The 23,304-nt window shown below is 44.8% G+C and carries 24 protein-coding genes; 6 read left to right on the forward strand and 18 right to left on the reverse strand.

Going from position 1 to position 23,304, the window contains the following annotated elements; all coding sequences use genetic code 11:
- Positions 1 to 29: 29 nt before the first annotated feature.
- The 15 genes from fliG to A3712_RS12125 form a co-directional block, all read right to left on the reverse strand.
- Positions 30 to 1,091 carry a flagellar motor switch protein FliG gene (fliG, locus tag A3712_RS12055; RefSeq protein WP_063523624.1) on the reverse strand — a complete coding sequence of 354 codons (1,062 nt, stop codon included), beginning with the start codon at positions 1,089 to 1,091 and terminating at the stop codon, positions 30 to 32.
- The gene (gene fliF, locus A3712_RS12060; protein WP_063523625.1) at positions 1,084 to 2,826 is read right to left on the reverse strand and encodes a flagellar basal-body MS-ring/collar protein FliF; all 1,743 of its coding nucleotides are present in this window, start codon (positions 2,824 to 2,826) and stop codon (positions 1,084 to 1,086) included. Before fliF ends, fliG begins: the two co-directional genes overlap by 8 nt.
- Positions 2,827 to 2,842: 16 nt before the next feature.
- The gene (gene fliE / locus A3712_RS12065; RefSeq protein ID WP_063523626.1) at positions 2,843 to 3,154 is read right to left on the reverse strand and encodes a flagellar hook-basal body complex protein FliE; all 312 of its coding nucleotides are present in this window, start codon (positions 3,152 to 3,154) and stop codon (positions 2,843 to 2,845) included.
- A 132-nt stretch (positions 3,155 to 3,286) separates the two neighbouring features.
- The gene (locus A3712_RS12070; RefSeq protein WP_063523627.1) at positions 3,287 to 4,696 is read right to left on the reverse strand and encodes a sigma-54-dependent transcriptional regulator; all 1,410 of its coding nucleotides are present in this window, start codon (positions 4,694 to 4,696) and stop codon (positions 3,287 to 3,289) included.
- A gap of 33 nt (positions 4,697 to 4,729) precedes the next feature.
- Positions 4,730 to 5,770, reverse strand: a complete 1,041-nt coding sequence (locus A3712_RS12075; protein ID WP_063523628.1) for a sensor histidine kinase — start codon at positions 5,768 to 5,770, stop codon at positions 4,730 to 4,732.
- 184 nt (positions 5,771 to 5,954) lie between these two features.
- Positions 5,955 to 7,421 (reverse strand): sigma-54 dependent transcriptional regulator, encoded by a 1,467-nt coding sequence (locus A3712_RS12080; RefSeq protein WP_063523629.1) that lies wholly within the window; start codon positions 7,419 to 7,421, stop codon positions 5,955 to 5,957.
- Positions 7,422 to 7,649: 228 nt separating this feature from the next.
- Positions 7,650 to 8,060, reverse strand: coding sequence for a flagellar export chaperone FliS (fliS, locus tag A3712_RS12085; RefSeq protein WP_008218262.1), 411 nt, complete (start codon positions 8,058 to 8,060; stop codon positions 7,650 to 7,652).
- 12 nt (positions 8,061 to 8,072) lie between these two features.
- Entirely contained in the window at positions 8,073 to 8,378 is a 306-nt protein-coding gene (locus tag A3712_RS12090) for a flagellar protein FliT (protein WP_063523630.1), read from the reverse strand.
- Between the two features lie 3 nt (positions 8,379 to 8,381).
- Positions 8,382 to 10,409 carry a flagellar filament capping protein FliD gene (gene fliD / locus A3712_RS12095; RefSeq protein WP_063523631.1) on the reverse strand — a complete coding sequence of 676 codons (2,028 nt, stop codon included), beginning with the start codon at positions 10,407 to 10,409 and terminating at the stop codon, positions 8,382 to 8,384.
- 22 nt (positions 10,410 to 10,431) lie between these two features.
- A complete protein-coding gene (gene flaG / locus A3712_RS12100; RefSeq protein ID WP_063523632.1) occupies positions 10,432 to 10,857 on the reverse strand; it encodes a flagellar protein FlaG in 426 nt (141 codons plus the stop codon).
- Between the two features lie 80 nt (positions 10,858 to 10,937).
- Positions 10,938 to 12,068: a flagellin gene (locus tag A3712_RS12105; protein ID WP_063523633.1), complete on the reverse strand. Its 1,131-nt coding sequence runs from the start codon at positions 12,066 to 12,068 to the stop codon at positions 10,938 to 10,940.
- 898 nt (positions 12,069 to 12,966) lie between these two features.
- Complete coding sequence (locus A3712_RS12110) at positions 12,967 to 14,100, reverse strand: flagellin (protein ID WP_063523634.1); 1,134 nt, start codon at positions 14,098 to 14,100, stop codon at positions 12,967 to 12,969.
- Positions 14,101 to 14,397: 297 nt separating this feature from the next.
- Positions 14,398 to 15,531 (reverse strand): flagellin, encoded by a 1,134-nt coding sequence (locus A3712_RS12115; protein ID WP_063523635.1) that lies wholly within the window; start codon positions 15,529 to 15,531, stop codon positions 14,398 to 14,400.
- A gap of 120 nt (positions 15,532 to 15,651) precedes the next feature.
- On the reverse strand, positions 15,652 to 16,575 hold the full coding sequence (locus tag A3712_RS12120; protein ID WP_063523636.1) for a Dyp-type peroxidase: 924 nt from the start codon (positions 16,573 to 16,575) through the stop codon (positions 15,652 to 15,654).
- A gap of 65 nt (positions 16,576 to 16,640) precedes the next feature.
- Entirely contained in the window at positions 16,641 to 17,102 is a 462-nt protein-coding gene (locus A3712_RS12125; protein WP_063523637.1) for a DUF2919 domain-containing protein, read from the reverse strand.
- A gap of 109 nt (positions 17,103 to 17,211) precedes the next feature.
- On the opposite strand from A3712_RS12125, the gene A3712_RS12130 reads away from it, so the two are divergent.
- Complete coding sequence (locus tag A3712_RS12130) at positions 17,212 to 17,556, forward strand: DUF2956 domain-containing protein (RefSeq protein WP_063523638.1); 345 nt, start codon at positions 17,212 to 17,214, stop codon at positions 17,554 to 17,556.
- Between the two features lie 12 nt (positions 17,557 to 17,568).
- Entirely contained in the window at positions 17,569 to 17,901 is a 333-nt protein-coding gene (locus A3712_RS12135) for a DUF4156 domain-containing protein (protein ID WP_063523639.1), read from the forward strand.
- Positions 17,902 to 17,950: 49 nt separating this feature from the next.
- Here the strand turns inward: A3712_RS12135 and A3712_RS12140 are convergent, their stop codons facing one another.
- Complete coding sequence (locus A3712_RS12140; protein ID WP_004741665.1) at positions 17,951 to 18,238, reverse strand: winged helix-turn-helix domain-containing protein; 288 nt, start codon at positions 18,236 to 18,238, stop codon at positions 17,951 to 17,953.
- Positions 18,239 to 18,443: 205 nt separating this feature from the next.
- On the opposite strand from A3712_RS12140, the gene A3712_RS12145 reads away from it, so the two are divergent.
- From A3712_RS12145 to A3712_RS12160, 4 genes are all read left to right on the forward strand, one after another.
- Complete coding sequence (locus tag A3712_RS12145; protein WP_063523640.1) at positions 18,444 to 18,791, forward strand: ArsC family reductase; 348 nt, start codon at positions 18,444 to 18,446, stop codon at positions 18,789 to 18,791.
- Between the two features lie 112 nt (positions 18,792 to 18,903).
- Positions 18,904 to 20,040: a succinyl-diaminopimelate desuccinylase gene (dapE, locus tag A3712_RS12150; RefSeq protein WP_063523641.1), complete on the forward strand. Its 1,137-nt coding sequence runs from the start codon at positions 18,904 to 18,906 to the stop codon at positions 20,038 to 20,040.
- A 44-nt stretch (positions 20,041 to 20,084) separates the two neighbouring features.
- Positions 20,085 to 20,759 (forward strand): M15 family metallopeptidase, encoded by a 675-nt coding sequence (locus tag A3712_RS12155; RefSeq protein ID WP_063523642.1) that lies wholly within the window; start codon positions 20,085 to 20,087, stop codon positions 20,757 to 20,759.
- A gap of 8 nt (positions 20,760 to 20,767) precedes the next feature.
- Positions 20,768 to 20,974 carry a DUF2897 family protein gene (locus A3712_RS12160; protein ID WP_063523643.1) on the forward strand — a complete coding sequence of 69 codons (207 nt, stop codon included), beginning with the start codon at positions 20,768 to 20,770 and terminating at the stop codon, positions 20,972 to 20,974.
- A gap of 124 nt (positions 20,975 to 21,098) precedes the next feature.
- Here the strand turns inward: A3712_RS12160 and bamC are convergent, their stop codons facing one another.
- Together bamC and dapA are read right to left on the reverse strand one after the other, a co-directional pair.
- Positions 21,099 to 22,145, reverse strand: coding sequence for an outer membrane protein assembly factor BamC (gene bamC, locus A3712_RS12165; RefSeq protein WP_063523644.1), 1,047 nt, complete (start codon positions 22,143 to 22,145; stop codon positions 21,099 to 21,101).
- 49 nt (positions 22,146 to 22,194) lie between these two features.
- On the reverse strand, positions 22,195 to 23,073 hold the full coding sequence (dapA, locus tag A3712_RS12170; protein WP_063523645.1) for a 4-hydroxy-tetrahydrodipicolinate synthase: 879 nt from the start codon (positions 23,071 to 23,073) through the stop codon (positions 22,195 to 22,197).
- Between the last annotated feature and the right edge of the window lie 231 nt (positions 23,074 to 23,304).

A 23,304-nucleotide genomic window follows, 5' to 3' on the forward strand; every position in this document is an offset into this window, starting at 1 on the left:
AATGGTGTGGGGCTGTTGAGGTTTCTGTATTAAAGGAACTCATCGGCGCCACCAGACAGCATAATCTCGCCACTGTCTGCCATCTTCCTCGCAATACCCAAAATCTCTTTCTGAGCTGCTTCTACGTCAGAGACTTTCACTGGCGGCATCGCCTCAATATCGTCTCTCATCATATCGGCAGCACGTTTAGACATGTTCTTGTAGATCTTCTCACGTAGGCCTTCATCAGCACCTTTAAGTGCTTTCTGGAGAACGTCTTGTGGTACGTCACGTAGCAGTTTCTGAACGCCTTGGTCATCCACTTCAATAAGGTTTTCAAAGACAAACATAAGATCTTGAATCTGCGTTGCCATGTCTTCGTCTTGATCGCGGATTTGATCCATCAAGACACCTTCTACGTTATTATCCATGTAGTTCATGATCTCTGCCGCTGCCTTCAGACCGCCAATTTTAGCTGCTTGGGCACCAGCTTGACCCGCGAATTGTTTCTCCATGATTTCATTCAACTCAGCAAGCGCCGAAGGTTGAACTTCTTCAAGATTGGCAATACGCATCATCAGATCTAGACGTACACGTTCAGGGAACTGAGACAGAATCTCAGCAGACTGATCGGCCTCTAAGTAAGACAACACGATGGTTTGAATCTGCGGGTGCTCGTTAATGATGATACTTGCCACCTGACGAGGGTCCATCCACTTAAGAGAATCCAAGCCTTTTGAACCGGTTCCTAGAAGGATTTGGTCGACAAGGTTGTTGGCCTTGTCTTCACCCAGAGCAGCCACCAACGCATTACGCATGAAGTCTTCACTGCCCATACCGATGTTGGTGTACTTCTGAATATCATCTAAGAAAGCACGGTGCACAGCGCCGACTTTTTCTTGAGACAAATCTGTTGCACGAGCCATTGCACTACCCACACGTTGAACCTGCTTAGGTTCTAGATGGCGAATAATTCCGGCCGCGTCCTCTTCGTTCAAACTTAGCAATAAGATCGCAGCACGTTCATCGCCTGAGATAGAGCCGATATCCACACTTGAGACATCAAGCACTTCACCGCCTTCAGATTGTTGTGGAACAATTTCGTTAGCCATCTGCCATCCAATTCTTAACTACTTGAGCTGCTAGCTCTGGTTCATTCGCTACAAGTGCACGTACTGCTTTCAGCACGTCTTCATCTTTGTGAAGGTTCGGTAAGTCGATGCTTGAACCAAATTCAAACAGCTCGCCACCTTCAATGTCACCACCAATTAGGCTGGTCTCGCCATCGGCACCAATTGGCATGCCGTCTGGGCCGTACATCTGGTCATCACTGTCTGCGGCTGGGTTAAGCAGTTTCTTCATCGCTGGACGAACAAGAACTAACACCACCACAATAATAACCAACGCGCTTGCAAACCAACGTACCCAATCATTGAAGTTAGGGTGTTCCCAAATTGGTACATCAGGAACCACATCTGTGATTTGTGGTGCGAACTGCATGCTTAATACATTCAATAAATCACCGCGGCTTTCATCAAAACCGACCGTACCAATAAGTACTTGGCGAATCGCGTTGATTTCGCTAGCAGGGATTGGCGTGTGCACCACTTCACCCGTATCTGGGTTGATGGATTGACGATCTTTAATCGCTACCGATACCGTTTGACGGTTCACCGTACCAGTCTGCTTACGCTCGTGGCTGATAGTGGTGTCTAATTCGAAGTTTCGCGTCGCTTCTTTATGAACAGAGCCCTGACCAGTCATCGCGCCATCTTTCATCTGAGCCACATCTTGAGGGATAGACGCATCTGATGGAGGCTGATTGCTCAAAGCCCCCGGAATACCAGCGACAGTGTTGCCGTTGTTGTAATCTTCTAGGGTGTATTCGCTTCGCGTTGCCGGTGTGTTAGGATCGAAACGTTTTCTGGTTTGCTCAACTGCGTTGAAGTCGAGCTGAATATCAACCTGAGCCGTGTAGTTTCCAAAACCAAGGATAGGAATCAAGATAGAGTCAATTTTCTCACGCAGTGCTTGTTCTTGGTTGCGCTCTAACTCATGTTCTTTACGACGCGCTGCTGATGTTGGGTCTTCAGAACCAGAACTCAGCAGTCTACCATGCTGATCTGTCACGGTAATTCGTGAAGTATTCATTCCCGGAACCGCACTGGCGACCATATCAACAATAGATTCGACTTCTTGCTGCTTGAGGTTAGTACCCGTTTTTAGTGTTAAAAAAACTGAAGCAGAGGCTTCTTGATTATGACGGACAAAAACACTTTGTTTAGGCAAAGCCAATAGGACATGAGCCTTGCGTACTGGCTGCATCTCTTCAAAAACCGCCTCCAACTGCCGTTCACGGCTCAACTTGAGGCGCTCTTGCTCTAAACGCTGTGAGACTCCAAAGCCCATATCTTGCATAAGAATGTCATCACCTTCTCTTGTCTCCTGGTTCAAGCCAGCTCGAACCATATTAAGCTTCAGAGAATTATATTCACTCGCAGGTACAGAGATAGTATTGCCTTCAAGTGAATATTCGATCTTTTGCTGATCTAAGTAGTCAAGAACTGGGATCAATTCTTCTGTTTCGTAAGCCCCTAATGGACGCATTTCTGGCTCTTTTACCCAGAAAAACAGCATCACAATAAGCGCGACACAGATTGAGATAGACAGCACTAAGACAACCTGACGAAGTAAATCTAGGTCACCTACGGCCATATCAAATTTAGATGAACTACGTTCACCTAGATCGGGATTTTGCCCTTCTCCGTCCAGCTCAGCACTCGCAATGAGTGCGTGGTCGTTACCATCGCTCACGGTTAAATCTGTTGTTTGACTATTATCTGCCACTACTTAAATACCCAACTTATACCGGCATATTCATAAGCTCTTTATACGACTCAACCAACTTATTTCTAATTTGAATTGTCGCTTCAAAGGCCACACTAGATTTATTGCGAGCAATCATCACCTCAGACAGCGACACACTTTGGTCACCGCTATCAAAACGAGTTTGAAGATCCCCTGAGGTCTTTTGCAATGAGTTCACATTGTTGATGGCTTGCGTCAGCATGTTGCCGAAGTCTGCACCGACCGTTTGTCCTGTCGCAGCAAGGCGCGAGCTCGCAGCTTCGGCCATCATTGCCTGCATTTCGCCATGTAAACCATCTATTCTCATTTACTACCTCAAGGAGTCAAATTTATGACTATCTATTTTGCTGTATTATTGACGCAGCAATTAGCGTGCCATACCTAAAACGACTAGACACCCAATTACACTAGTCAGAAAGCTTACACTACTAATCAGTGTTTAGTTTGGGATATCTATTCCAGCATCGCGCATTTTTGCTAATTTATAGCGCAATGTACGAGGGCTAATACCTAGTTTCTCAGCCATATCTTTACGTCGGCCATTACATACGATCAAAGTTTCGAGGATAATCGCATACTCTTGATCTCTCAGCTCATTCCCTAACCCTTCACTGCTTGAAGCGATTTTATTAACCGGGCTTGCTTCTGCAATAGGCTTGATATCCGGCGTTGCTACATCGCTACCTTCTACAATCTTCTGTAAACCACCAGCATCTTGCCAATCAATCCCTTCAAGTAGAATATGCTCACAAGAAATTTTTTCTTCTTCGCTCAGAATCAAGGCACGCTGCACGACATTATCAAGCTCACGGACGTTCCCCGGCCACGGATAATTGACGAGTTTGCTGATCGCTTGAGTTGACATAACCGGTACTGGCATACCCAGTTTGGTACAGTGGCGCTCAACCAAGTGCTTCGCCAAAGGCTCAATATCACCTTTACGTTCACACAGTGGAGGCCAAGAAATTGGGAAAACATTCAAACGGTAGTACAAGTCTTCACGGAAATTACCCTCAGACACATACTGCTTGAGGTCTCGGTTACTGGTCGCGAGTACACGAACATCAAGTTTAATACTCTTGCGACTACCTAAACGCTCAACTTCACGCTCTTGCAGCACACGGAGTAACTTAGCTTGTAGGCCAAGGTCCATTTCACTGATTTCATCGAGTAAAATAGTACCGCCTTGAGCTTGTTCAAACTTACCCGGACACGCCTGAATAGCGCCAGTAAATGCGCCTTTCTCGTAACCGAACAGAGTCGCTTCCAACATATTGTCAGGAATTGCAGCACAGTTAATCGCGACAAACGGACCATCTTTACGGTTAGAGGCATTGTGGATGTAGCGTGACATCACTTCTTTACCTGAACCACTTGGGCCAAGAATCATAACATTTGCGTCCGTTTTGGCCACTTTATCGGCCAGCATCATTAGTTTGATACTTTTCTCATCGGCAACGATGGCATCACCATTGTCGTCCGACTTAACGGGAGCGTAACGGCTCACCATATTTAGCAGTACTTCCGGCGCAAATGGCTTTGCCATGTAATCGATAGCGCCCTCTTTCATTGCAGCAACGGCATCTTCGATGTTGGCATAAGCTGTCATCAACAATACTGGGAGATTCGGCCAATGCTGCTTGATGTTTCTTAATAGTGCTAATCCGCCCATACCTGCCATCTGAACATCAGAGACAACGATATCAACAGAATTCGATTTTAGTTTGACCAGAGCATCTTCAGCACAATCTGCTTCTAGCCACTCATAGCCAGCAAGCGCGAGTGTATCGACAAGGGCCTCACGTAGACCTTCATCATCTTCGACGATTAACACTTTGCTTTGAGCCATAGGGTTCTCCAGTGTAAATTCAGTTAAAACTTATTAGTCTTCAGTAGAAGCGTTTCTTTCTAGTGGCAAGCACATGGTAAAGCATGCGCCGTCACCCTCTTCTGATATCAATTCCAATCGGCCTTCGTGTGCTCGACATACCATTTGTACAACCGCCAAGCCTAAGCCTGTACCTTGCGAGCGAGTGGTAAAGAATGGTTCCATGATTTTACCTTGAAGCTCTCTCGGTACGCCGGGACCACTGTCTTGTACTGATATCTTAAGCTCGCCGTTGACCGGCCTAAAAAACACATCTATTTGTGATTCTTTGCCGGCAATTTGAACCGCATTCAAAACGAGATTACTCAAAGCAGAGGCAATCGCGTTGGCATTGCCGAACATTTGAGTCAGTTCGCCTTCCACTTCTTGGCAGTAATCAATTTTGTTCGATTTCAACGCCGCTTCGACCATTGGCTGAAACTCTGTGATCAATTCAGCCACAGTAAAAGGTTTCACCACCTTGTTATCGCCGCCCTTAGCAAATAACAGCATGTCATTGACTTGCTTCTCTAAGTCATGAAGTCTATCCATGAGCTTAGATTGAAAACGTGTCTTCGTTGCCGCTGGTAGATTCGGTGCGGCAAGGTTTGACGCATACAACATCGCGCTAGAAAGCGGTGTACGAACCTGGTGAGCAAGTGACGCCACCATTCTGCCTAATGACGACAAACGCTGAAGATCACTAACCCGTGATTGCAGCAAACGCGTCTCAGTCAGATCGGTAATCAAAATCAGCTGACCTGTGGTAGACGCAGAAATAGCCAAACGTACCTTTCGACCGTTCTTTAATGAGATCTCATGACCATCATCGTCTTTTGGATCAAAAGCACTTTGGATAACAGAAAACCACTTTTCTCCAACTAACTCTACGCCAAGAATGCGGTGCGCTTCAGGGTTTGCTTCTCTTACTTCACCATGGGTATCTAGCAAGATAACACCAGCGGGCATAACATCGAGCACTTGCTTGTAACGCTCAACCTGTTGTTCAACAGAATCTAAGTGTGATTGATTTTCTGGTTCGTTAGAAACGTGCATGTCAAAAATGTGCCTCAGATACTAAAACAGCCTGACATGCACAAAACGAGCCAGGCTATTTGCTTTATTTATCAAATAGTTAAGCAAGCAACAACTCGACTATGGTTTATCTTATCGCTTAGCTAAAGTGAACGATTAGCTAAAAACTTCGTGTTTGTTTTTTCGTTTTTCGAAAAGCAGAACACTAACGCTGCAGATTGTATTTACGCATTTTCTCAACCAGAGTGGTTCTTCGCATGCCTAACATGTCTGCCGCTCGAGCAACAATACCGCTCTGCGCTTCCAAGGCTTGATTGATCATATTCACTTCCATATCAGCGAGCAGCTCTTTCAGGTTAACCCCTTCTGGTGGTAATTCCTGAGGTGCATTCGCGTTGTCAGTCATATCATCTTGCTGATCGAAGCTGAAATCTTCCGAAAACAGGTCGGCTAACGCGTCACGCTCTTGCTCTTCCTCAGACACAAAGCTACTAAACTCTGGTTGGAATTCAGGAATATCACTGTATCGATACTTAGTTGGTAGGTGGTTTACGTCCACTAAGCTATTCGGGTAGAGAATAACCATACGTTCCACCAAGTTCGCCAGTTCACGTACGTTACCTGGCCAGTCATGTTCCATAAGAGAGTTAATCGCGCGAGGCGTAAAGCAGATAGGCATGCTACCTTCCGCTTCCATTCTCGTCATAAGTTCCTGAAGAAGAAGAGGAATGTCTTCTTTACGCACTTGTAATGCCGGCATTTCAATCGGGAACACGTTCAAGCGGTAGTAAAGATCTTCACGGAATGAATCATCGTCGATCATATCTTCAAGGTTACGGTGTGTGGCCGCAATCACTCGAACGTTCGCCTGAATAGTACAATTGCCACCTACGCGTTCAAAGCATCGCTCTTGTAATACGCGTAACAGCTTAACTTGCATAGCCATTGGCATGTCGCCAATTTCATCAAGGAATAGTGTGCCACCTTCAGCTAACTCAAAACGCCCTTTACGTGCGGTAATTGCGCCAGTAAATGCGCCCTTTTCATGACCGAAAAGTTCACTCTCCAACAAATCTGGCGGGATTGCGCCACAGTTCACTGGAACAAACGGGCCAGAGCGGCGCTTTGAATGATAATGGATGTTACGTGCAACCACCTCTTTACCGGTCCCGGACTCACCAAGAATCATTACATTCGCTTCAGTAGAGGAGACTTGTTCAATAAGGTGACGAACTTCTTGAATACCTGCACTTTGACCCACTAGGCTGCGAAACAGTGTGTTCTTGCGCGCTGAAGAGACAACTTGAACCCCTTTGCGACCTAGGAAATCTTTGCAGTGTCTTAATGCGTCACTTAACTGGGGGTAGTTTAGGGGCAGCTCGAGTTCACCAACAAAATTGGTAAGCTCATCAACAGGATGGTTGTTTTTGCCAATCACAAGCAAAGGGATATGATTCGCGTGAACAAGCTTATCATTCAGTGATGCGTTGAAGCATTTACCTTTTATTGAGCCGATAATGCAACCTGCCCACTGCAATGACCAGTCGACTTTGCGCGCTTGTTCAGAGCTGATAACTTCGCAGCTCTCTCCTACAAACTCTAATATTGTGCTTAAATTGTGACGATCTTGAGCGTTATCGTCTACGACAAGCAGTTTTGCCAAACCTTGCATAAGTAGGAATTATTGCCTTTATTTTGGTGCGATGCGGAAAAACGGTGAGCAACGTAATCCATAAAATTTAGAATTCTATCTGTGATCATGGTTTACGAGGACAAATTTATGAAATCAGCAACGAAAAAAGCCATTAGGCTATCTAATGGCTTCTATTTTATTTGATTAAAAAAATAAGGCAACCAACCAATTAGCGGATCTAAGGTTGGCTAAAACAGCAATTTTTCTTTAAATACCGACTTCAGCTGACGTCAAGTTGTGATATTCATTCGGAATTTGGTCCCAAGCACTCTTAATTTCGCGAATAATATCGATAACATCATCAATAGGCTGAGGGTCATTTTTGTGATTTGCCGCAGAAATTTGCGTGATCATGAACTCATAAAGTTGATCTAGGTTTTTCGCAATATCACCACCATCGTCCATAGAAAGGCAGCTGCGTAGGCTAATAATGATATCTAGAGCCTTGCCAAGACGCTCACCTTTAACAGGAATATTGCCCGCTTGCATTGCCGCTTTACCTTGGATCAAACGCTCGATCGCGCCCGCCATCAGCATTTGCACAATCTTATGCGGTGAGGCAGCCGTTAACTGACTATCCACTGATACCTTTTTATATGCCTGTAAAGAACCGCGCATAGTAAACCTCTTCTATAAAAACTTTTTGTATTGTTGAACTGACTTGGCACCGTGTCGGTACTTGTGCAGGTTTTTCCCTACCCGACCAGTTTCAGACTGCATCAATTCGACTAATTGTCTTGTTCTCGAAATGGCTTCAAACCACTCCGAACTTTGCTTAACGTCAGGGTATGAATCGATGAATTGAAGCACGTTTTGCAATAACTGTTCTCTGTTATCGACAAGTGTCGCTATTTCTTCAGCATTTATTTCACTAAATTCGAGCTTAGAGATAATTAATTGATCTAGTTCACAAAGCTCTTGAAGCTGATTGGTCATCTATTAACCCAACGCATTCATCATGCTGCCAAGCTGAGACTGCATCTTACTGGTTGCATCTTGCATTGCGGTGAACTTAGAGTGAGTACGACTTTCGAGACTGTCCATACGGCGGTCTAAGGCGTTTTGGTCGTCTGCTAAACGGTAGTTCTGTTCAACCAAACTCTTTTCTCGAGTACGGATTGAACCCGTAATACCAGTGATACCCTGAATCGCATCTTCGACTTTTTTAGCAAAGCCATTATTGCCGCCAAAGAACTCACCCAGCTTATCAAAGTTATTGTTTAGCTGGCGGTCAAGCATGTCGTAGTTGATCTCTAACGAGCCTTGTCTTGTGGTCGTGATACCAAACTCTGTTAAAGACTTAAGGTTCTCTGGCGCCCCTTCTATACTTGAAGAGAATACCCCTTTCAATCGTGAGTCGGCGTTACGAACCGTACTATCGCCAGAAAGTGGGCCTTTTTGTCCGCTCGCAGGATCGACACCTGCCAAGTTTTTAGACACTTGGTAAAACTGGTTGTAGGAATTCACAAAAGCTTCAATGTCTTGGCGAACACTATTGCGGTCGTACTCAACACCAATTTCTGCCGGCGGCTTATCTTTTGGCGTCTTTCCTTTCACCGTAATATCAATGCCTTCAACAGCATCTTCAATCACATTGTTGTTACTCGAGAGCTGAGCGACACCGTCCAGAACGACCATTGAGTCTTGGCCAGCTTGAACTTCGGTCATGCCGCTGTAACTATCAAAAGATTGCTGAGCAAGCGCCAAATCAGCTTGTGCCTTGTCGACTTTCTCTAAGCGGTCTCGCTCTTCAGGCTCTAATTTGGCACGTTCGATATTTTTCGCTTGCTCTGCGGTCAATTCACCGTTTTCTACTTTCTTGGCCAGATCCGCTTTTTCTTGAGCGATCTTCTCTTCAATACGTGCTTGCTCTGCTTCTAATTTCTGCTGAGCTTCTTTCGGTGTCACATATGAATCAGTCAAAGTACCAGAGGCCGTGTTCGACCAACCAGGAACATCAGGCGCCTTCTCGATCGCTTTTTCGTCAAGCTCAAGCTCTGGTGTGTAATAAGAATCTAACAACGTGCCAGAAGCGGTTTCCGTCCAACCTGGGATATTGTCTTCAGGCATGACAGATTTTGCCGCTTGAGCGGCGTCTAGGGCAGCTTGGCCATCTGCAGCGGCTTGTTCACCGAAGCTAAGGCTTTGAGAGCCATCTTCTGCAGGGGATGTTGAGTCCGCTTGAGAACCTGGAATGATATTGCCGTCTTCGTCGACAGCTTGATCAGCTTTCGGATCATCATCAGAGATAGCTTCACCGATAAGAGCAACGGCTTTTCCAGCAGGTGTGAGGCCAAGTACGTCTTGAGCGGCAAGGCGAGCTTTCTCTAGCGCTAAAACACGTTCTTCAAGGGTTTTGTATTCGAGTTTTTTTAGAGGATTTGACGCATCAGATTCTACATTGATGCTGATCTGTTGGTCTGCGCCAGACTGGTTGGAGGCGACAATAAGTCGGGGGCCTTCGGTATCATTAATAATGGATGCACGAACGCCTGGGTTTCCATCTGCACCGTTTATGCTGCGAACAATATCGATTAGCTTTGATCTATCGCCAACTTGCACATCAAAGCTATTATCACCAAGCGAAACCTGCAGCTTACCCGGGCCAAATTTCATATCATCAGATAGAACATCAGACGCTACTTTATGACTCTGGGCAAGCTGCAACACATCGATGGCATATTTGCCAGCGATCGCTTCAGTAGTCGCGGTTGCAGAAACAAGCGCTTCATCAGTACTTTCCACTGTACGTACAGCGAAAGCTTTTTCCTGACGAAAGTTTGTCATCAGGTTTTTCATCGAATCGAGAGATTCTCTGAGTCTTCCATAGGCACTAATGCTGGTATCGATTCGCGCTCTTTCATTGTCGATTCGTTGCTGTTTAGGTACACGCTCTGAATCCACAATTTTGCTGACCATGGAATTGATATCCATGCCAGACGAAATCCCCATTGGGCCAAAACTCATTAAACCACCTCAATAATACGACTTAGACCTTCACCTCAAATATTCTACTATTCGAGTTTTGGGCTGCTAGGCGTCTTAGAATTTCAAGCATTTCTTCATCAGGTATCTGACGAATAATATCGCCGGTTGTGGTTTCATAAATAGTCACCACATCCCTTCCCGATTCTTCATCGACCTTAAAGGCAACGCCCTTATTGAGAGAGGAGATAAACTCGTTTACCTTCTCCACCATTTTGACTCGCTCTTCATCATTTAACTCTTTTCTCTCTTGAGCTAATTGAATCGCAGCTTCGGTAGCTTCTTCTTTCGATTTCTCTACCTTACCATGAGAGGTTGCTTCTTTCAGTCGTGAAATGCTCGACGCACTACTACCTTCATCGCTTGCAATTTTAATGCCATTAGGTGAGCCATAAGGCTGGATGTTCGATGCGTTAGATGGTATTTCCATAACACTCTCCCTCCCTCCTTCATGAGCCAACAGTAAAACTCCACTTAAAGCGGAGTTTACCGCTACTTACCGAGGTAAGTTTAGCCCAATAAGCTTAGAGCTGCTGATGGCGATTGTTTTGCTTGAGCTAGAATAGACGTACTCGCCTGTTGTAGGATTTGAGACTTGGTCATTGCTGTTGTTTCTTTCGCGTAATCGGTATCTTTGATACGGCTCTTAGACGCATTAACGTTTTCGTTGATGTTGTCTAAGTTGCTGATTGCGTGGTCAAAACGGTTTTGGAATGCACCAAGAGATGCACGTTGGCTATCTACAGATTTTAGAGCGCCATCGATGATGGATACCGCTTCGTTTGCACCCGCAACTGATGTTACGTCGATGTCGTTTACAGTTACATCTTTGCCTGCACCAATACCTAGCTCACTTGCAAGACTGCCACCAAACTCAACATCACCCTCAACTTTTTGGCTAGAAGCGAAAAGTTGCAGTTTACCGCCTTCACCTACAGACGCTTTAACGTCTTGGCTTTGACCGTTGATGTAAGTTGCTAGCTCTTCGATATCGTTGCCTTCTTTAGCAGAGATAGATAGCTCTTGAGCTTCACCGAACTTATCGTTGTATTTGATAGTCAGGTCAGCACCAGCACCTACACGCCATGATGGATCTTTACCTTCAGTAACACCATAGCTCTTACCACCCATTTCTTGAGTGTCGGTACGCATGTTGCTCATAGATAGCATTACCGCTTCACCTGAGTCAGCACCGATTTGGAAAGATTGGCTACCGTAAGTACCGTTTAGAAGCTTGTTACCACCAAAAGAGGTTGTTTCAGCGATACGGTTAAGTTCTGTGTTAAGAGCAGATACTTCTTCTTGGATAGCGACACGCTCAGACTTGCTGTTTGAACCGTTTGCAGATTGAAGAGAAAGGTCACGCATACGTTGCAGAATGTTGGTTGACTCATTCATTGCACCTTCAGCTGTCTGTGCAATAGAGATACCGTCATTTGCGTTTTTCACAGCCATATCTAGGCCGCGACTTTGTGACGTTAAGCGGTTAGAGATTTGTAAGCCTGCAGCATCATCTTTTGCGCTATTGATTTTATAGCCAGAGGACAAACGCTCCATTGATTTTTGAGTACCTTCAGCCGCGTTGTTTAGGTAACGCTGAGCCGTCATTGCAGACACGTTAGTGCTTACATTAATCGCCATAGTTGATCTCCTTTAGGCATTTTTTAACGCACTTATGTGACTCTCACCTCACACAAATACATATCAATTTGTTTACGCACCACTGTCTCTCTCACCTTACATTGGTACATATCATTTCTCTCAATCCCTTTAACGGCGCCTTAATTAGAAGCTTTAATGAAAAATGTGTTTTTTTTCGCGTTATTTTCAATAACAAAGAAAAGTGTGATCGCCGTTCAATTAATCGACCGATATGCGCTAAAGTTTCCTGTCTTCACTCATTTATAAGTGTTGCATTGCACATAAAAAGAATAAAGCGGATCCCTGATATCTCGTTCTACTCGACTCTGGGATGACGGTTAATTACCTCACCGACTCACAGATAGCTCTTCATTTCTGACAACGGTAAACCAAAACTAAAAAATCACCTCCTCTAAAAGCTAGATTCCTGACACTTCGCTCTATTCGGTTCTGGAATGACGGTTAATTACCGCATCGACGTACAGATAGCTCTTCATTTCTGAAAGTGGCAAACAAAAACTAAAGAAATCACTTCCTCGAAAAGCTAGATTCCTGATACCTCGTTATACTCGGGTCTGGAATGACAATAAAATATTTGGTCTAACTGCGTCGTTGCTTACTCTAACCACTAGTGATGCAATTAAAAACAATTGGATAACCTTCGTCCGGCTCCCGTCATTCCCTACAAGGACGGACGACCGTGACCGGGAATCTCACTTATTACCCATTACCCAATTTAGGCATTCCCGCATGCACTTTAGCCACCCGCAGAAAAGCAAAAACCCAGCCGAAGCTGGGTTTGTTTAGCGCTCATCTCTCACCACGAGCTAATTTGTGGAGGCCTTCCGTTAACGCTTTGTCTCAACAACGCTTATAGTCAACGTGGCTTTTCAATCGATTAACCTAGTAGGCTAAGTGCCGAGTTTGGCGCTTGCTTCGCTTGAGCAAGAATCGAGCTTGAAGCTTGAGAAAGGATCTGAGACTTAGTCATCTGAGTCGTTTCTTTCGCGAAGTCGGTATCTTTAATACGGCTCTTAGATGCGTTAACGTTCTCATTAATGTTGTCTAAGTTGCTGATTGCATGGTCGAAACGGTTTTGGAAAGCACCTAGCTCTGCACGGTGGCTGTCTACGTACTTAAGTGCCGCATCGATGATTGCTACAGACTCTTGTGCACCGCCAACAGATGTTACGTCGATAGTATCAACCGTCACTTCTTTAGATGCTTGAATACCTAGCTCACCAGCAAGACCACCAGAGAAAGACACATCGCCGCTTACTTTGTTGTTACCAGCGAACATTTGTAGCTTACCGTCTTCAGTTACAGACGCTTTCACAGAGTCTTGTTGACCGTTGATGTATGTCGCTAGCTCTTCGATGTCATCACCCGCTTTTGCGCTGATGTCAATTTCTTGAGCTTGACCAAAGTTATCTGTGAACGACAGTTTTAGGTCGTTAGAACCCGCTTGTACGTTCCAGTCTTTGTCTTTAGCGTTCTCAGTTTGGTAGCTCTTACCACCCATCTGAGCATTATCAGAGCGCATATCTTTCAGGTTCAGCATTACCGCTTCGCCGTTATCCGCACCGATTTGGAATGATTGTGTACCGTAAGTACCGTTAAGCAGCTTGTTACCACCAAAAGACGTCGTTTCCGCAATGCGGTTTAGCTCGTCGTTCAGAGCCGTTACTTCTTCTTGAATCGCTACACGCTCAGCTTTTGAGTTTGAGCCGTTTGAAGATTGTAGAGACAAATCACGCATACGTTGCAGGATGTTAGTCGTCTCGTTCATTGCGCCTTCAGCGGTTTGTGCAATAGAGATACCATCGTTCGCGTTACGAACAGCAACATCTAAGCCGCGGCTTTGAACGTTCAAACGGTTAGAGATTTGTAGGCCCGCAGCGTCGTCTTTTGCGCTATTGATTTTAGAGCCAGAAGATAGACGCTCCATTGATGTTTGTTGTGCGCTGTTTGCGTTGTTTAGGTAACGTTGCGCAGTCATCGCTGAAACGTTGGTATTTACATTCACTGCCATGGTGATTTCTCCAATTGATTTTCCGGTATTGCGGTTTCCGACGTCTCGGAAAACCAAGTAGTTCTCTCAAAGTTACTTTTAATAACGGCGTAACTGACGAAACCTTTAGGAAAAAAACAATAAAATTAACGAAATAGTGACAAAGAATAGGAAAGCGTGACTGGTAGTAAAATTATCAAAAAAAGATAAGAAAAACGCTAAAGTTGTCGAGAAGTCAGTCGAGCGATGTTTTGTTTTTTTAATTAACCAAAGAAGCCAAATAAACTGAAATGGTATTATGAGATTTAAAGTAATTGATTAACCCAACAAGGTTAAGGCAAGGTTAGGTGCTTGTTTCGCTTGAGCCAGAATGGTGGTGCTCACTTGCTGCAAAATTTGCTGCTTTAGCATCTGAGTCGTCTCCTTGGCGTAATCGGTATCTTTGATACGACTATTTGAGGTCGCCAAGTTTTCATGAACATTTTCAAGGTTGTTAATGGCGTGGTCGAAGCGGTTTTGCATTGCGCCTAGTTCAGAGCGATGGCTATCCACATACTTCATCGCAGTATCTAGAACAGAGACAGCGCGCTGTGCCCCACCCACATCCGTAACATTGATGTCATTCACCGATTCATAGTAACCCGCTGACATCGACAGTTCACTCGCGAGTGAACCAGAGAAAGAGATGGTGCCAGAGGTATCTTCACCAGACATGTAGATCTGAAGCTGCCCATCATCATTAACCGAAGCTGAGACCAGATCCGTTTGACCATTGATGTAGGTCGCCAACTCTTCAATGTCATCGCCGACTTTCGCATTAATGGTGATCTCTTGAGGCTGGCCAAAACGATCGGTAAACGACATCGTCATATCATTCTGATTGGATTTCACTGCCCATGAGTCATTGGCCATGCCATTAGCAACATAACTAACCCCCCCCATGTTGATGTCATCGGTACGCATACTTTTGAGGCCGATTTGTACCGCCTCGCCAGAGCTACCACCAATCTGAAATGACGTACTACCAAAATTACCATTGAGAAGTTTTTTGCCACCAAAAGAAGTAGTCTCTGCAATACGATTCAGCTCATCGTTTAATGCGGTAATCTCTTCTTGAATGGCCGTTCTTTCCGACTGACTGTTCGAACCATTACTCGCTTGCAGTGACAAGTCACGCATACGTTGCATGATATTAGTGGTTTCGTTCATTGCGCCTTCGGCAGTTTGCATAATGGATATACCATCATTCGCATTTCGAACAGCGACATCAATACCACTCATCTGCGCTTCTAGACGGTTGGAGATTTGAAGACCTGCAGCATCATCTTTGGCGCTATTAATACGGCTCCCTGAAGCCAAGCGCTCCAAAGATTGGTTCAGCATGTTGTTGGCATTAGAGAGATTCCTCTGAGCAACCAGCGCTGAGACATTGGTATTAACAGTTATCGCCATAGACCTACACGTACAAAAAGATGAATTACACTCACGATGGCTTTTATATCGACCAATTCAGATAAAGCTTTAATAAAAAAAGAGCCCTGAGGCTCCCTTTGTTTATTCTTTTGAGACGACTTACTTAATCGTTAATGCGCTCAACATCACAGTTGAAGGAGCGAAATAGTAAGCACCTGTCACTGCCTTAGTAAAGCGAAGCAATTGGTCTGTTTTGCCATCGGTTACACCGTACATGCTCTCTAACATCGCATCAAAGTTATGACGAACGTTACAGTAAGCAATGAACAGTAAACCATGGTCGCCTGTTGCTGTGCCGTAAGGTAGGCTGTGACGAACGATCTTAAGGCCTTTGCCCTCTTCTTTGATATCTACACGACCAACGTGAGACGCCGCAGGAACATCATCTAGCTCAATTGAGTCAGGCTTAGTACGACCAACCACTTTTTCTTGCGCCGATACGTTCAATCGATTCCAAGCTGGCAGGTTATGAACAAAACGCTGCACCATCACGTAGCTACCGCCTGCAAATTCGCCTTCAGGAACAACGGCAACTTCCGCGCGTTGTGCATCTTTCGGGTTTTCAGTACCGTCGACGAAATCCGTCATATCACGAGAATCTAGGAAGCGGTAACCGTAAGTTTCATCAACCACTTCAACATCTGCCGCTACTTCAGATAGCAATTTACGTAAGATGAAGAAATGCAGATCGTGTCGGTTTGAATGGCAATGAATTAACACATCAACTGGCGTACTGGGTGCGGTAACATCGCCTTCGCCAAGCGCTGGGAAGTCGATCAGATCAGTAGGAGCTTCCTGCTCAAACTTGTCCCAAAACGCCTTAGAGAACGCAACCGAAGCCGTCAGGTTCGCGTCTGGTTGAGTTTGGTTTAGTTCTTCGATTAGCGCTGGAATCTTTTGGATTTCTGCTAATACATTAGCAGTATTAGCATTCACTTTCAGTTGAACATAAAGAGCGAAAGGCCCTGCTTCAGGCAAAATAGCACTTTGAACGTTAGGCTGCTCATTTGAGACATTAAGCATAGATTATTCCTTCCAGTTTTAGCTTCTAAGTATAATTGTGAATGGGACAAATGTTTTGATGAGAATCAGTCTTCGTGCTCAACCACTTTAAAGCAATCCCTTGCTGCATGGCTATTGATTAGATAAAGCGCTAACCACAGTAGCAACAATAGAGTCATACCATTCGACCAACGGAACCAACCATTATCCAAATAGATTAAATAAATCGTATGGGAGCCCTGCGCTAAAATAGCAGCCATGGTCACCCAACGCCCCCATGACACCACTTTATTGAGGCGTTTTCTCTCTGGAGATCTTAGTCCAAATAACCACATCAGTAACAAGCTAGGGACACTCAAGGCAATCCCAACATAAAACATGTGATGATCCGGATAGATGATCTCGAGAATATCGGTTCCCGACTCTCTACTTGCACCTGCAACGATGAAAACGACGAGAGCTTTCGCAAGAAACAGCCAACCTAACCATAATAAGATTGGCGCCTTTAAGAAGCCGTGCTTGTCGTATTGTTCTATGGAGTACCGCACAAATCTCACTTTCACTTGTTTTCAAACCAACACTTTAACGCAAATCATTCATACTTAGTTAGGTTTACGTTATCTTATTGGTTAATACGTTTTAATTATCGAACTTAGTATGAAAAAGAAAACTAATACACCGTCTGTTGAATCTCAACAAGAGGCACTGAAGATAGCCAAAGCGACTCAAAAGCCCGCTCAAACTAAAGAACAAACAAAATTGATTGCTCAGGGTATTGAGAAAGGCATCGCGCTTTACAAGAAACAACAGAAAGAACGCAATCGCCAAGCAGATAAAGCAAAGAAACGCGTGCAAAAAGAAAAGCAAACTCAACAAGCGGCGATAGAGCAAAAGCACAATGCAACAGCTAGTGTTGAAGCGACATCAAATCACTCAAGTAAATTGCCATGGGTACTATTAATCGCGAGCTGGGTCGGTTTTGCGATTTATTTGATGCAATAACAGGACAAATTTATGAAAAAGGAATGGATGGCACTAGCAGTGAGTAGCATGCTGTTGGGATGCACCACACACACTTCAGTACCTCATGATGAGGCCGACGGAGTGAGAATGGATTATCACGGCATCATTAATATCGACCAGTGTGAGTATAAAGGGGAAGTCACTGGTAGCGAAGGCCATTGGTACAGCTACCTGTTTTACCCGAATGATACCTTGATTCAGGGTGCGATGAATGAGCTTAAAGCTAACGCTATCCAACTTGGTGCAGATACGGTCATCTTTACCCTACCTCAAGATTTTTCAACTTCGGTTACCATGCTTGGTACCGCTTATCTTTGTAAGTAGTTAGCCTCTCTTTTAGCCGCCCCCAAAAAGAAAGCCAGCTCTCGCTGGCTTATGCACTAAATCCGAGGCTTGTTGCTATATCGCCTTTTCGTTCAAGAACCCACTGACTGTCAAATGGCCCCCAGTCGGATAACTGGTAATAACCATCATTATGACGTCGCCCATCTTGAACAAACATAAGTTCGATACCGATCCCCGGTAACGCCTTGAGTACATCTTGAATAGTACGACGAGGCCAACCCGTTTTTTCGATGAGTTTAGGCACATTTGGCCTATCAAGGCTTTCAACTAACAATGCTAAATATAGCCGCCTTGCAAAAACAGGACTCAACTCCATTGACACCTCCTATATACGTGCAACCCAATTATTTCTTTTTTCGCTGACAACATGTTGAGGCTGATCAATAAGTCTCCAATAGTGACATTTTCTTACTGTTTTTTTTCGTTCAATGAAATATTCCTCACTCTATTTTGTCTGAATTGCCGCTTCCTGATAGGATTCAATTCATAACAATGAAAGAAAATCACCCAGAGGAAGAATAATGACTATCACAATGTTTGGTATCCCAAATTGCGACACGATTAAAAAAGCTAAGAAATGGCTCGAAGCTGAAGGTATCGAGTTCGAATTTCACGATTATCGCAAACAAGGCATCACTGAAGAGTTAGTAACAAGCTTCTGTTCAGAGCTTAGCTGGGAGCTTGTACTAAACAAACGTGGCACGACTTATCGTCAGCTTTCTCAAGAGCAAAAAGACACGTTAACAGAACAAAAGGCAATCACTCTGCTTGTTGAACAACCAGCGATGATCAAGCGCCCTATTTTGAAAGTCGATGGCAAACTTCACATCGGCTTTAAAGCTGACCAGTACGCGGCTATTTTTGCGTAATAAGCAATTTGCGCAATAAGCAACATTAGAACAGATAACAAGGCGTTGAACGTACTCTGTTCAACGCCTCAAATTAATGACTCGACGTTTTATTTAAACAAGGAATTCAAGGATGACAGATAGCCCAACTCTGGCTCTGGCAAAAGACCTCATTAGCCGTCAATCGGTAACCCCTGAAGATGCGGGCTGCCAAGAGCTAATGATTAATCGCTTAAAAGCACTCGGTTTTGAAATCGATATAATGGTATTTGAAGATACGACGAACTTCTGGGCTCGCCGAGGGACTGAAGCACCTCTGTTTGCTTTTGCAGGCCACACAGACGTGGTACCAGCGGGTCCAATCGAACAATGGAGCACCAAGCCATTTGAGCCAACCATTGTTGATGGCTACTTACACGGTCGTGGTGCGGCAGACATGAAAGGTTCTCTGGCTTCAATGATAGTTGCCGTTGAGCAATTCATCGAGAAATATCCAGACCATTCAGGCTCAATTGGTTTCCTTATCACCTCTGATGAAGAAGGCCCTTTCATCAACGGCACGGTACGTGTTGTTGAAGCTCTCATGGAACGCGGTGAAAACATCGACATGTGTATTGTTGGTGAACCATCAAGTACTGAGTTTGTTGGCGATGTGGTGAAGAACGGCCGCCGTGGCTCTATCACAGGCGATCTAACGATCAAAGGAACGCAAGGTCATGTTGCCTACCCTCACCTAGCGAATAACCCAGTACATAGCTCTCTGCTGGCAATTCACGAACTAGCGACGACGGAATGGGACCAAGGTAATGACTACTTCCCACCAACCAGCTTCCAGATCCCGAATGTGAGTGCGGGTACTGGCGCATCAAACGTGATTCCAGGTGAGTTTAATGTTCAGTTTAACCTGCGCTTTAGTACAGAATTAAGCAATGATGTTATCGTTGAACGTGTGACAACAACGCTCGATAAATACGATTTCGAATACGATCTTAAGTGGACCTTCAATGGCGACCCATTCCTGACAGACGCAGGCTCATTGCTTGATGCAATTGTTGATGCCGTTGGTCACGTTAATGATGTTAAACCAGCACTACTGACAACTGGCGGTACGTCTGATGGTCGCTTCATTGCCCGCATGGGTGGACAAGTGGTTGAACTAGGTCCAGTTAACGCGACCATTCACAAAGTTAACGAATGCGTGAAAATAGCGGATTTAGAGAAACTAACCGACATGTACGAAAGAACGTTAGTGAACTTGTTCGCTAAATAGATCTTTCCTCACGAAGTATCACCTCCAAACATTAGAGATTCGTTATGACCCCAGAGCAGCTTACCGGACAATCAGATTCTCACCTGGTACCGACACTAATTGGTACTAAGAGCTTCTTGGTGCATAGTGATGTTATCGATGACCTAAACAGTTTGATTGAAGCTGCTCAGCTTGCTGGTTTTAAATTGGAGATTGCAAGTGGCTTTCGTGACTATGAAAGGCAATCTCTGATTTGGAACCGCAAGTTTTCTGGTGAAGCCCCAATCTTGGATTCAGATAGCCAACCACTTGATGCTTCAACACTCACTGAACATCAAAAGCTGTCGGCGATTCTGAGGTGGTCTGCGCTTCCTGGAGCGAGCCGCCACCATTGGGGTTGTGACTTCGATGTGTTTGCTCGTAACCACCTTCCAGAAGGTGCACAGCTGCAATTAGAGCCATGGGAATACCTTACTGGCCACCAGCAAGCGTTTTATCAGTGGCTCTCTGCTAATGCTGCACAATTTGGGTTCTTTTTTCCCTATAGCCAAGACCTTGGTGGTGTGGCGATAGAACCTTGGCATATTAGCCATAGTAACGTTTCGGAGCTGTGTTTATCACAGTTATCCCCGACTTTACTTGGCAAGCAACTCCAATCTAAGCCAGTATTAGGGTATAAGATTATTATGGAGCAGCTAGACGAGATCTATGCGCGCTTCGTAGCGAACATCAGCCATTAGGAGCGCTTATGTTGGAGTGGCTTACAAACCCTTGGGTTATCATCATCATCGTGGTTAGCGTTGTGGTAGGTAACATCGCAGCTCTAAAACAGACCGCTAATATGGATCTCGGACAAACAAGCCGTGGGAAAAGGGAAAATGACTTGGACAAGCTCAATCGTCTAGATAAGCAGAACCAGGAAAAAGCTCAATCAAAAGAGACCAAAGATAGCTGATCTTGCGGTCAAACGAACACAAAAAAGAGGACACTATGTGTCCTCTTTTTATTTGTTTGCGTTGAAGCATTAGCTGAACTAAAAGGGCCGATATTCCGCAGCCCTCCAGCCTATCAAGCTTTACTTACTCAGCTTCCGCGCCTTTGTCATCTTTGGTTTGGTCCGCAACGTGTGCTAGAACAGGAACCAACGACTTAAGCAGCTTCTCTTCTACTGGCTTACCTGACGCATCCGTCACGTTAATTGACGTTCGGTTGCCAAGATCACCAAACAGGAAGTTATAAGTACCTGATTTTAAGTCAACAGGTTGCAAGCCAACTTCTTCCCAGAACTCATCATCAGGTGAAGCGTATTGAGCTTTCACTGTCCCTTGAGACTGGTTACGTTCTTCAAGTTCAAACCCCATAGACGGTAACAAGGTTGGCAAACGCTGCCAGAATAGGTTGTATGGAGTCCGAGCAATAATCACTGGTAAACCGCTACGATCGGACCCCATTGAGATTGGAATACGCTTCACTAACTCTTGTGCTTTCAGCGCTGCTTCAGCACGTAAGTTTTCATCGTATTTAGCCATCACTAAATTGGTTAAGAAAGCGTTGTAACGTTCTTTGTTGGTTGCCGTTACTGGCTTATCTTTATTACCTTCACGCCAGTCGATAAGATTAATCTTGAAGCCATAACGGTTGTTCGCTTGGAAACGAGAGATGGAGTAGCGGCTGCCGATCTCTACGTCTTCGTCCTCAGAAACCCAAGTAACCCAATCGGTCTCAATCTCGTTCTCTGACTGCTCTCGAATACCAATGCTACGCTGAGCTAACATGTCGACAGCAGTCTGCCATACTCGGTCTGCCTCTTCTGCGCGAAGTAGCCACAATGTTACTTCACCATTTTGACGCTCAGTACGAGCACCAGGTATCAATTCAAGCACCTGCTGCGGTGGGCGAATATCCACATCACGCCCTACACCACCGCTGAATTGACCGCTTGGAATGTCAAAGTTTGGGTAGAACTGAGGCTGAGCTTCTTCAGGCAACTGCCACTGTGAAAACTCAGGCGTTTCTAAGTATTCGAAATCATCTTTGGCTTGACGACGTTGAGTCGGGCTGCCAGAACATGCTGTAAGAACGAAAACAGCCAGTGACCCAATCACTAGCTGGTGAGAATACTTCATTTATACTCCTAAATGCCGAAGGTTCGCTTCGGCATCACTTCATACGTTTTTAGTAAATACACGCTTCAGTCATTGCTTGAGCAACAACAGGTTGAGCTGGTTCTGACAGTTCAGTCAGAGGTAAGCGTAAGCTACCTTCAGCGATCAGACCCATTTTATGAACCGCCCATTTTACGGGAATAGGGTTAGACTCAACGAACAAATTCTTATGTAAAGGCATCAAACGCTCATTGATCGCTTCTGCTTCTGCAAACTTACCCTCTTTAGCAAGTTTGAACATAGTAGCCATATCCGCCGCTGCAACATTATTCGTTACAGAAATCACACCATCACCACCACGCTTAACAAATTCTAGACCTGTTAAGTCATCACCACTTAGTAAGATAAAATCTTCGCCACAAAGTTCACGGTGAATTGCAATTCTGTCGAGATCACCCGTCGCATCTTTAAGTGCAACAATATTTTCGATCTCAGAAAGGCGAGCAACTGTCTCTGGTAATAAGTCTACAGCTGTACGACCTGGTACATTGTATAAGATTTGAGGAACATCACTTACTTCAGCAATCGCCTTGTAGTGTTGGTACAAGCCTTCTTGAGTCGGTTTGTTGTAGTAAGGTGTTACGCTCAGGCAACCCGCAATACCAGAACCGTTCAATAAACGACTGAATAGCACTGACTCGTGCGTCGCGTTTGCGCCAGTGCCAGCAATAACAGGGATACGGCCATCAGCAAATTCGACGACTTTATTAACGACTTTAACATGCTCTTCAATAGTGAGTGTTGAAGACTCACCGGTTGTGCCAACCGCAACCAAGCCATCACTACCAGCAGCAACATGGTGCTCAACCAACTTTTTAAGGCTGTCGAAATCCACTTCGCCGTCTGCATTAAATGGCGTCACTAGCGCAACGATACTTCCTGAAAACATGTCTATCTCCGTTAATTTATTCTTTTTGCATGTTACTGTAAGCCAATCAATAAACACAAGACATTAAAGTGGCTTAGCGGCAACATCGGTATGAAATATTGTCGTATGTTTGAGGTAAAACGGCTTATCGCGCCATTCAGCCTAAAATTTTTATAACTTGGGCTCAATCTAACGGATAGGAAAACCGTCAATGTCAATATCAGGTAAGCTGTACAGCCATTCGACTAACTT

Origin of the sequence: Vibrio sp. HI00D65 (assembly GCF_001635455.1) — a bacterium.
GTDB lineage: Bacteria > Pseudomonadota > Gammaproteobacteria > Enterobacterales > Vibrionaceae > Vibrio.

Excerpts from the sequence above, each read along its gene's own strand:
- fliG (WP_063523624.1), bottom strand. The coding sequence starts at position 1,091 with ATGGCTAACGAAATTGTTCCACAACAATCTGAAGGCGGTGAAGTGCTT.
- fliE (WP_063523626.1), bottom strand. The coding sequence starts at position 3,154 with ATGAGAATAGATGGTTTACATGGCGAAATGCAGGCAATGATGGCCGAA.
- A3712_RS12070 (WP_063523627.1), bottom strand. The coding sequence starts at position 4,696 with ATGGCTCAAAGCAAAGTGTTAATCGTCGAAGATGATGAAGGTCTACGT.
- A3712_RS12075 (WP_063523628.1), bottom strand. The coding sequence starts at position 5,770 with ATGCACGTTTCTAACGAACCAGAAAATCAATCACACTTAGATTCTGTT.
- A3712_RS12080 (WP_063523629.1), bottom strand. The coding sequence starts at position 7,421 with ATGCAAGGTTTGGCAAAACTGCTTGTCGTAGACGATAACGCTCAAGAT.
- fliS (WP_008218262.1), bottom strand. The coding sequence starts at position 8,060 with ATGCGCGGTTCTTTACAGGCATATAAAAAGGTATCAGTGGATAGTCAG.
- A3712_RS12090 (WP_063523630.1), bottom strand. The coding sequence starts at position 8,378 with ATGACCAATCAGCTTCAAGAGCTTTGTGAACTAGATCAATTAATTATC.
- fliD (WP_063523631.1), bottom strand. The coding sequence starts at position 10,409 with ATGAGTTTTGGCCCAATGGGGATTTCGTCTGGCATGGATATCAATTCC.
- flaG (WP_063523632.1), bottom strand. The coding sequence starts at position 10,857 with ATGGAAATACCATCTAACGCATCGAACATCCAGCCTTATGGCTCACCT.
- A3712_RS12105 (WP_063523633.1), bottom strand. The coding sequence starts at position 12,068 with ATGGCGATTAATGTAAGCACTAACGTGTCTGCAATGACGGCTCAGCGT.
- A3712_RS12110 (WP_063523634.1), bottom strand. The coding sequence starts at position 14,100 with ATGGCAGTGAATGTAAATACCAACGTTTCAGCGATGACTGCGCAACGT.
- A3712_RS12115 (WP_063523635.1), bottom strand. The coding sequence starts at position 15,531 with ATGGCGATAACTGTTAATACCAATGTCTCAGCGCTGGTTGCTCAGAGG.
- A3712_RS12120 (WP_063523636.1), bottom strand. The coding sequence starts at position 16,575 with ATGCTTAATGTCTCAAATGAGCAGCCTAACGTTCAAAGTGCTATTTTG.
- A3712_RS12130 (WP_063523638.1), top strand. The coding sequence starts at position 17,212 with ATGAAAAAGAAAACTAATACACCGTCTGTTGAATCTCAACAAGAGGCA.
- A3712_RS12135 (WP_063523639.1), top strand. The coding sequence starts at position 17,569 with ATGAAAAAGGAATGGATGGCACTAGCAGTGAGTAGCATGCTGTTGGGA.
- A3712_RS12140 (WP_004741665.1), bottom strand. The coding sequence starts at position 18,238 with ATGGAGTTGAGTCCTGTTTTTGCAAGGCGGCTATATTTAGCATTGTTA.
- A3712_RS12145 (WP_063523640.1), top strand. The coding sequence starts at position 18,444 with ATGACTATCACAATGTTTGGTATCCCAAATTGCGACACGATTAAAAAA.
- dapE (WP_063523641.1), top strand. The coding sequence starts at position 18,904 with ATGACAGATAGCCCAACTCTGGCTCTGGCAAAAGACCTCATTAGCCGT.
- A3712_RS12155 (WP_063523642.1), top strand. The coding sequence starts at position 20,085 with ATGACCCCAGAGCAGCTTACCGGACAATCAGATTCTCACCTGGTACCG.
- A3712_RS12160 (WP_063523643.1), top strand. The coding sequence starts at position 20,768 with ATGTTGGAGTGGCTTACAAACCCTTGGGTTATCATCATCATCGTGGTT.
- bamC (WP_063523644.1), bottom strand. The coding sequence starts at position 22,145 with ATGAAGTATTCTCACCAGCTAGTGATTGGGTCACTGGCTGTTTTCGTT.
- dapA (WP_063523645.1), bottom strand. The coding sequence starts at position 23,073 with ATGTTTTCAGGAAGTATCGTTGCGCTAGTGACGCCATTTAATGCAGAC.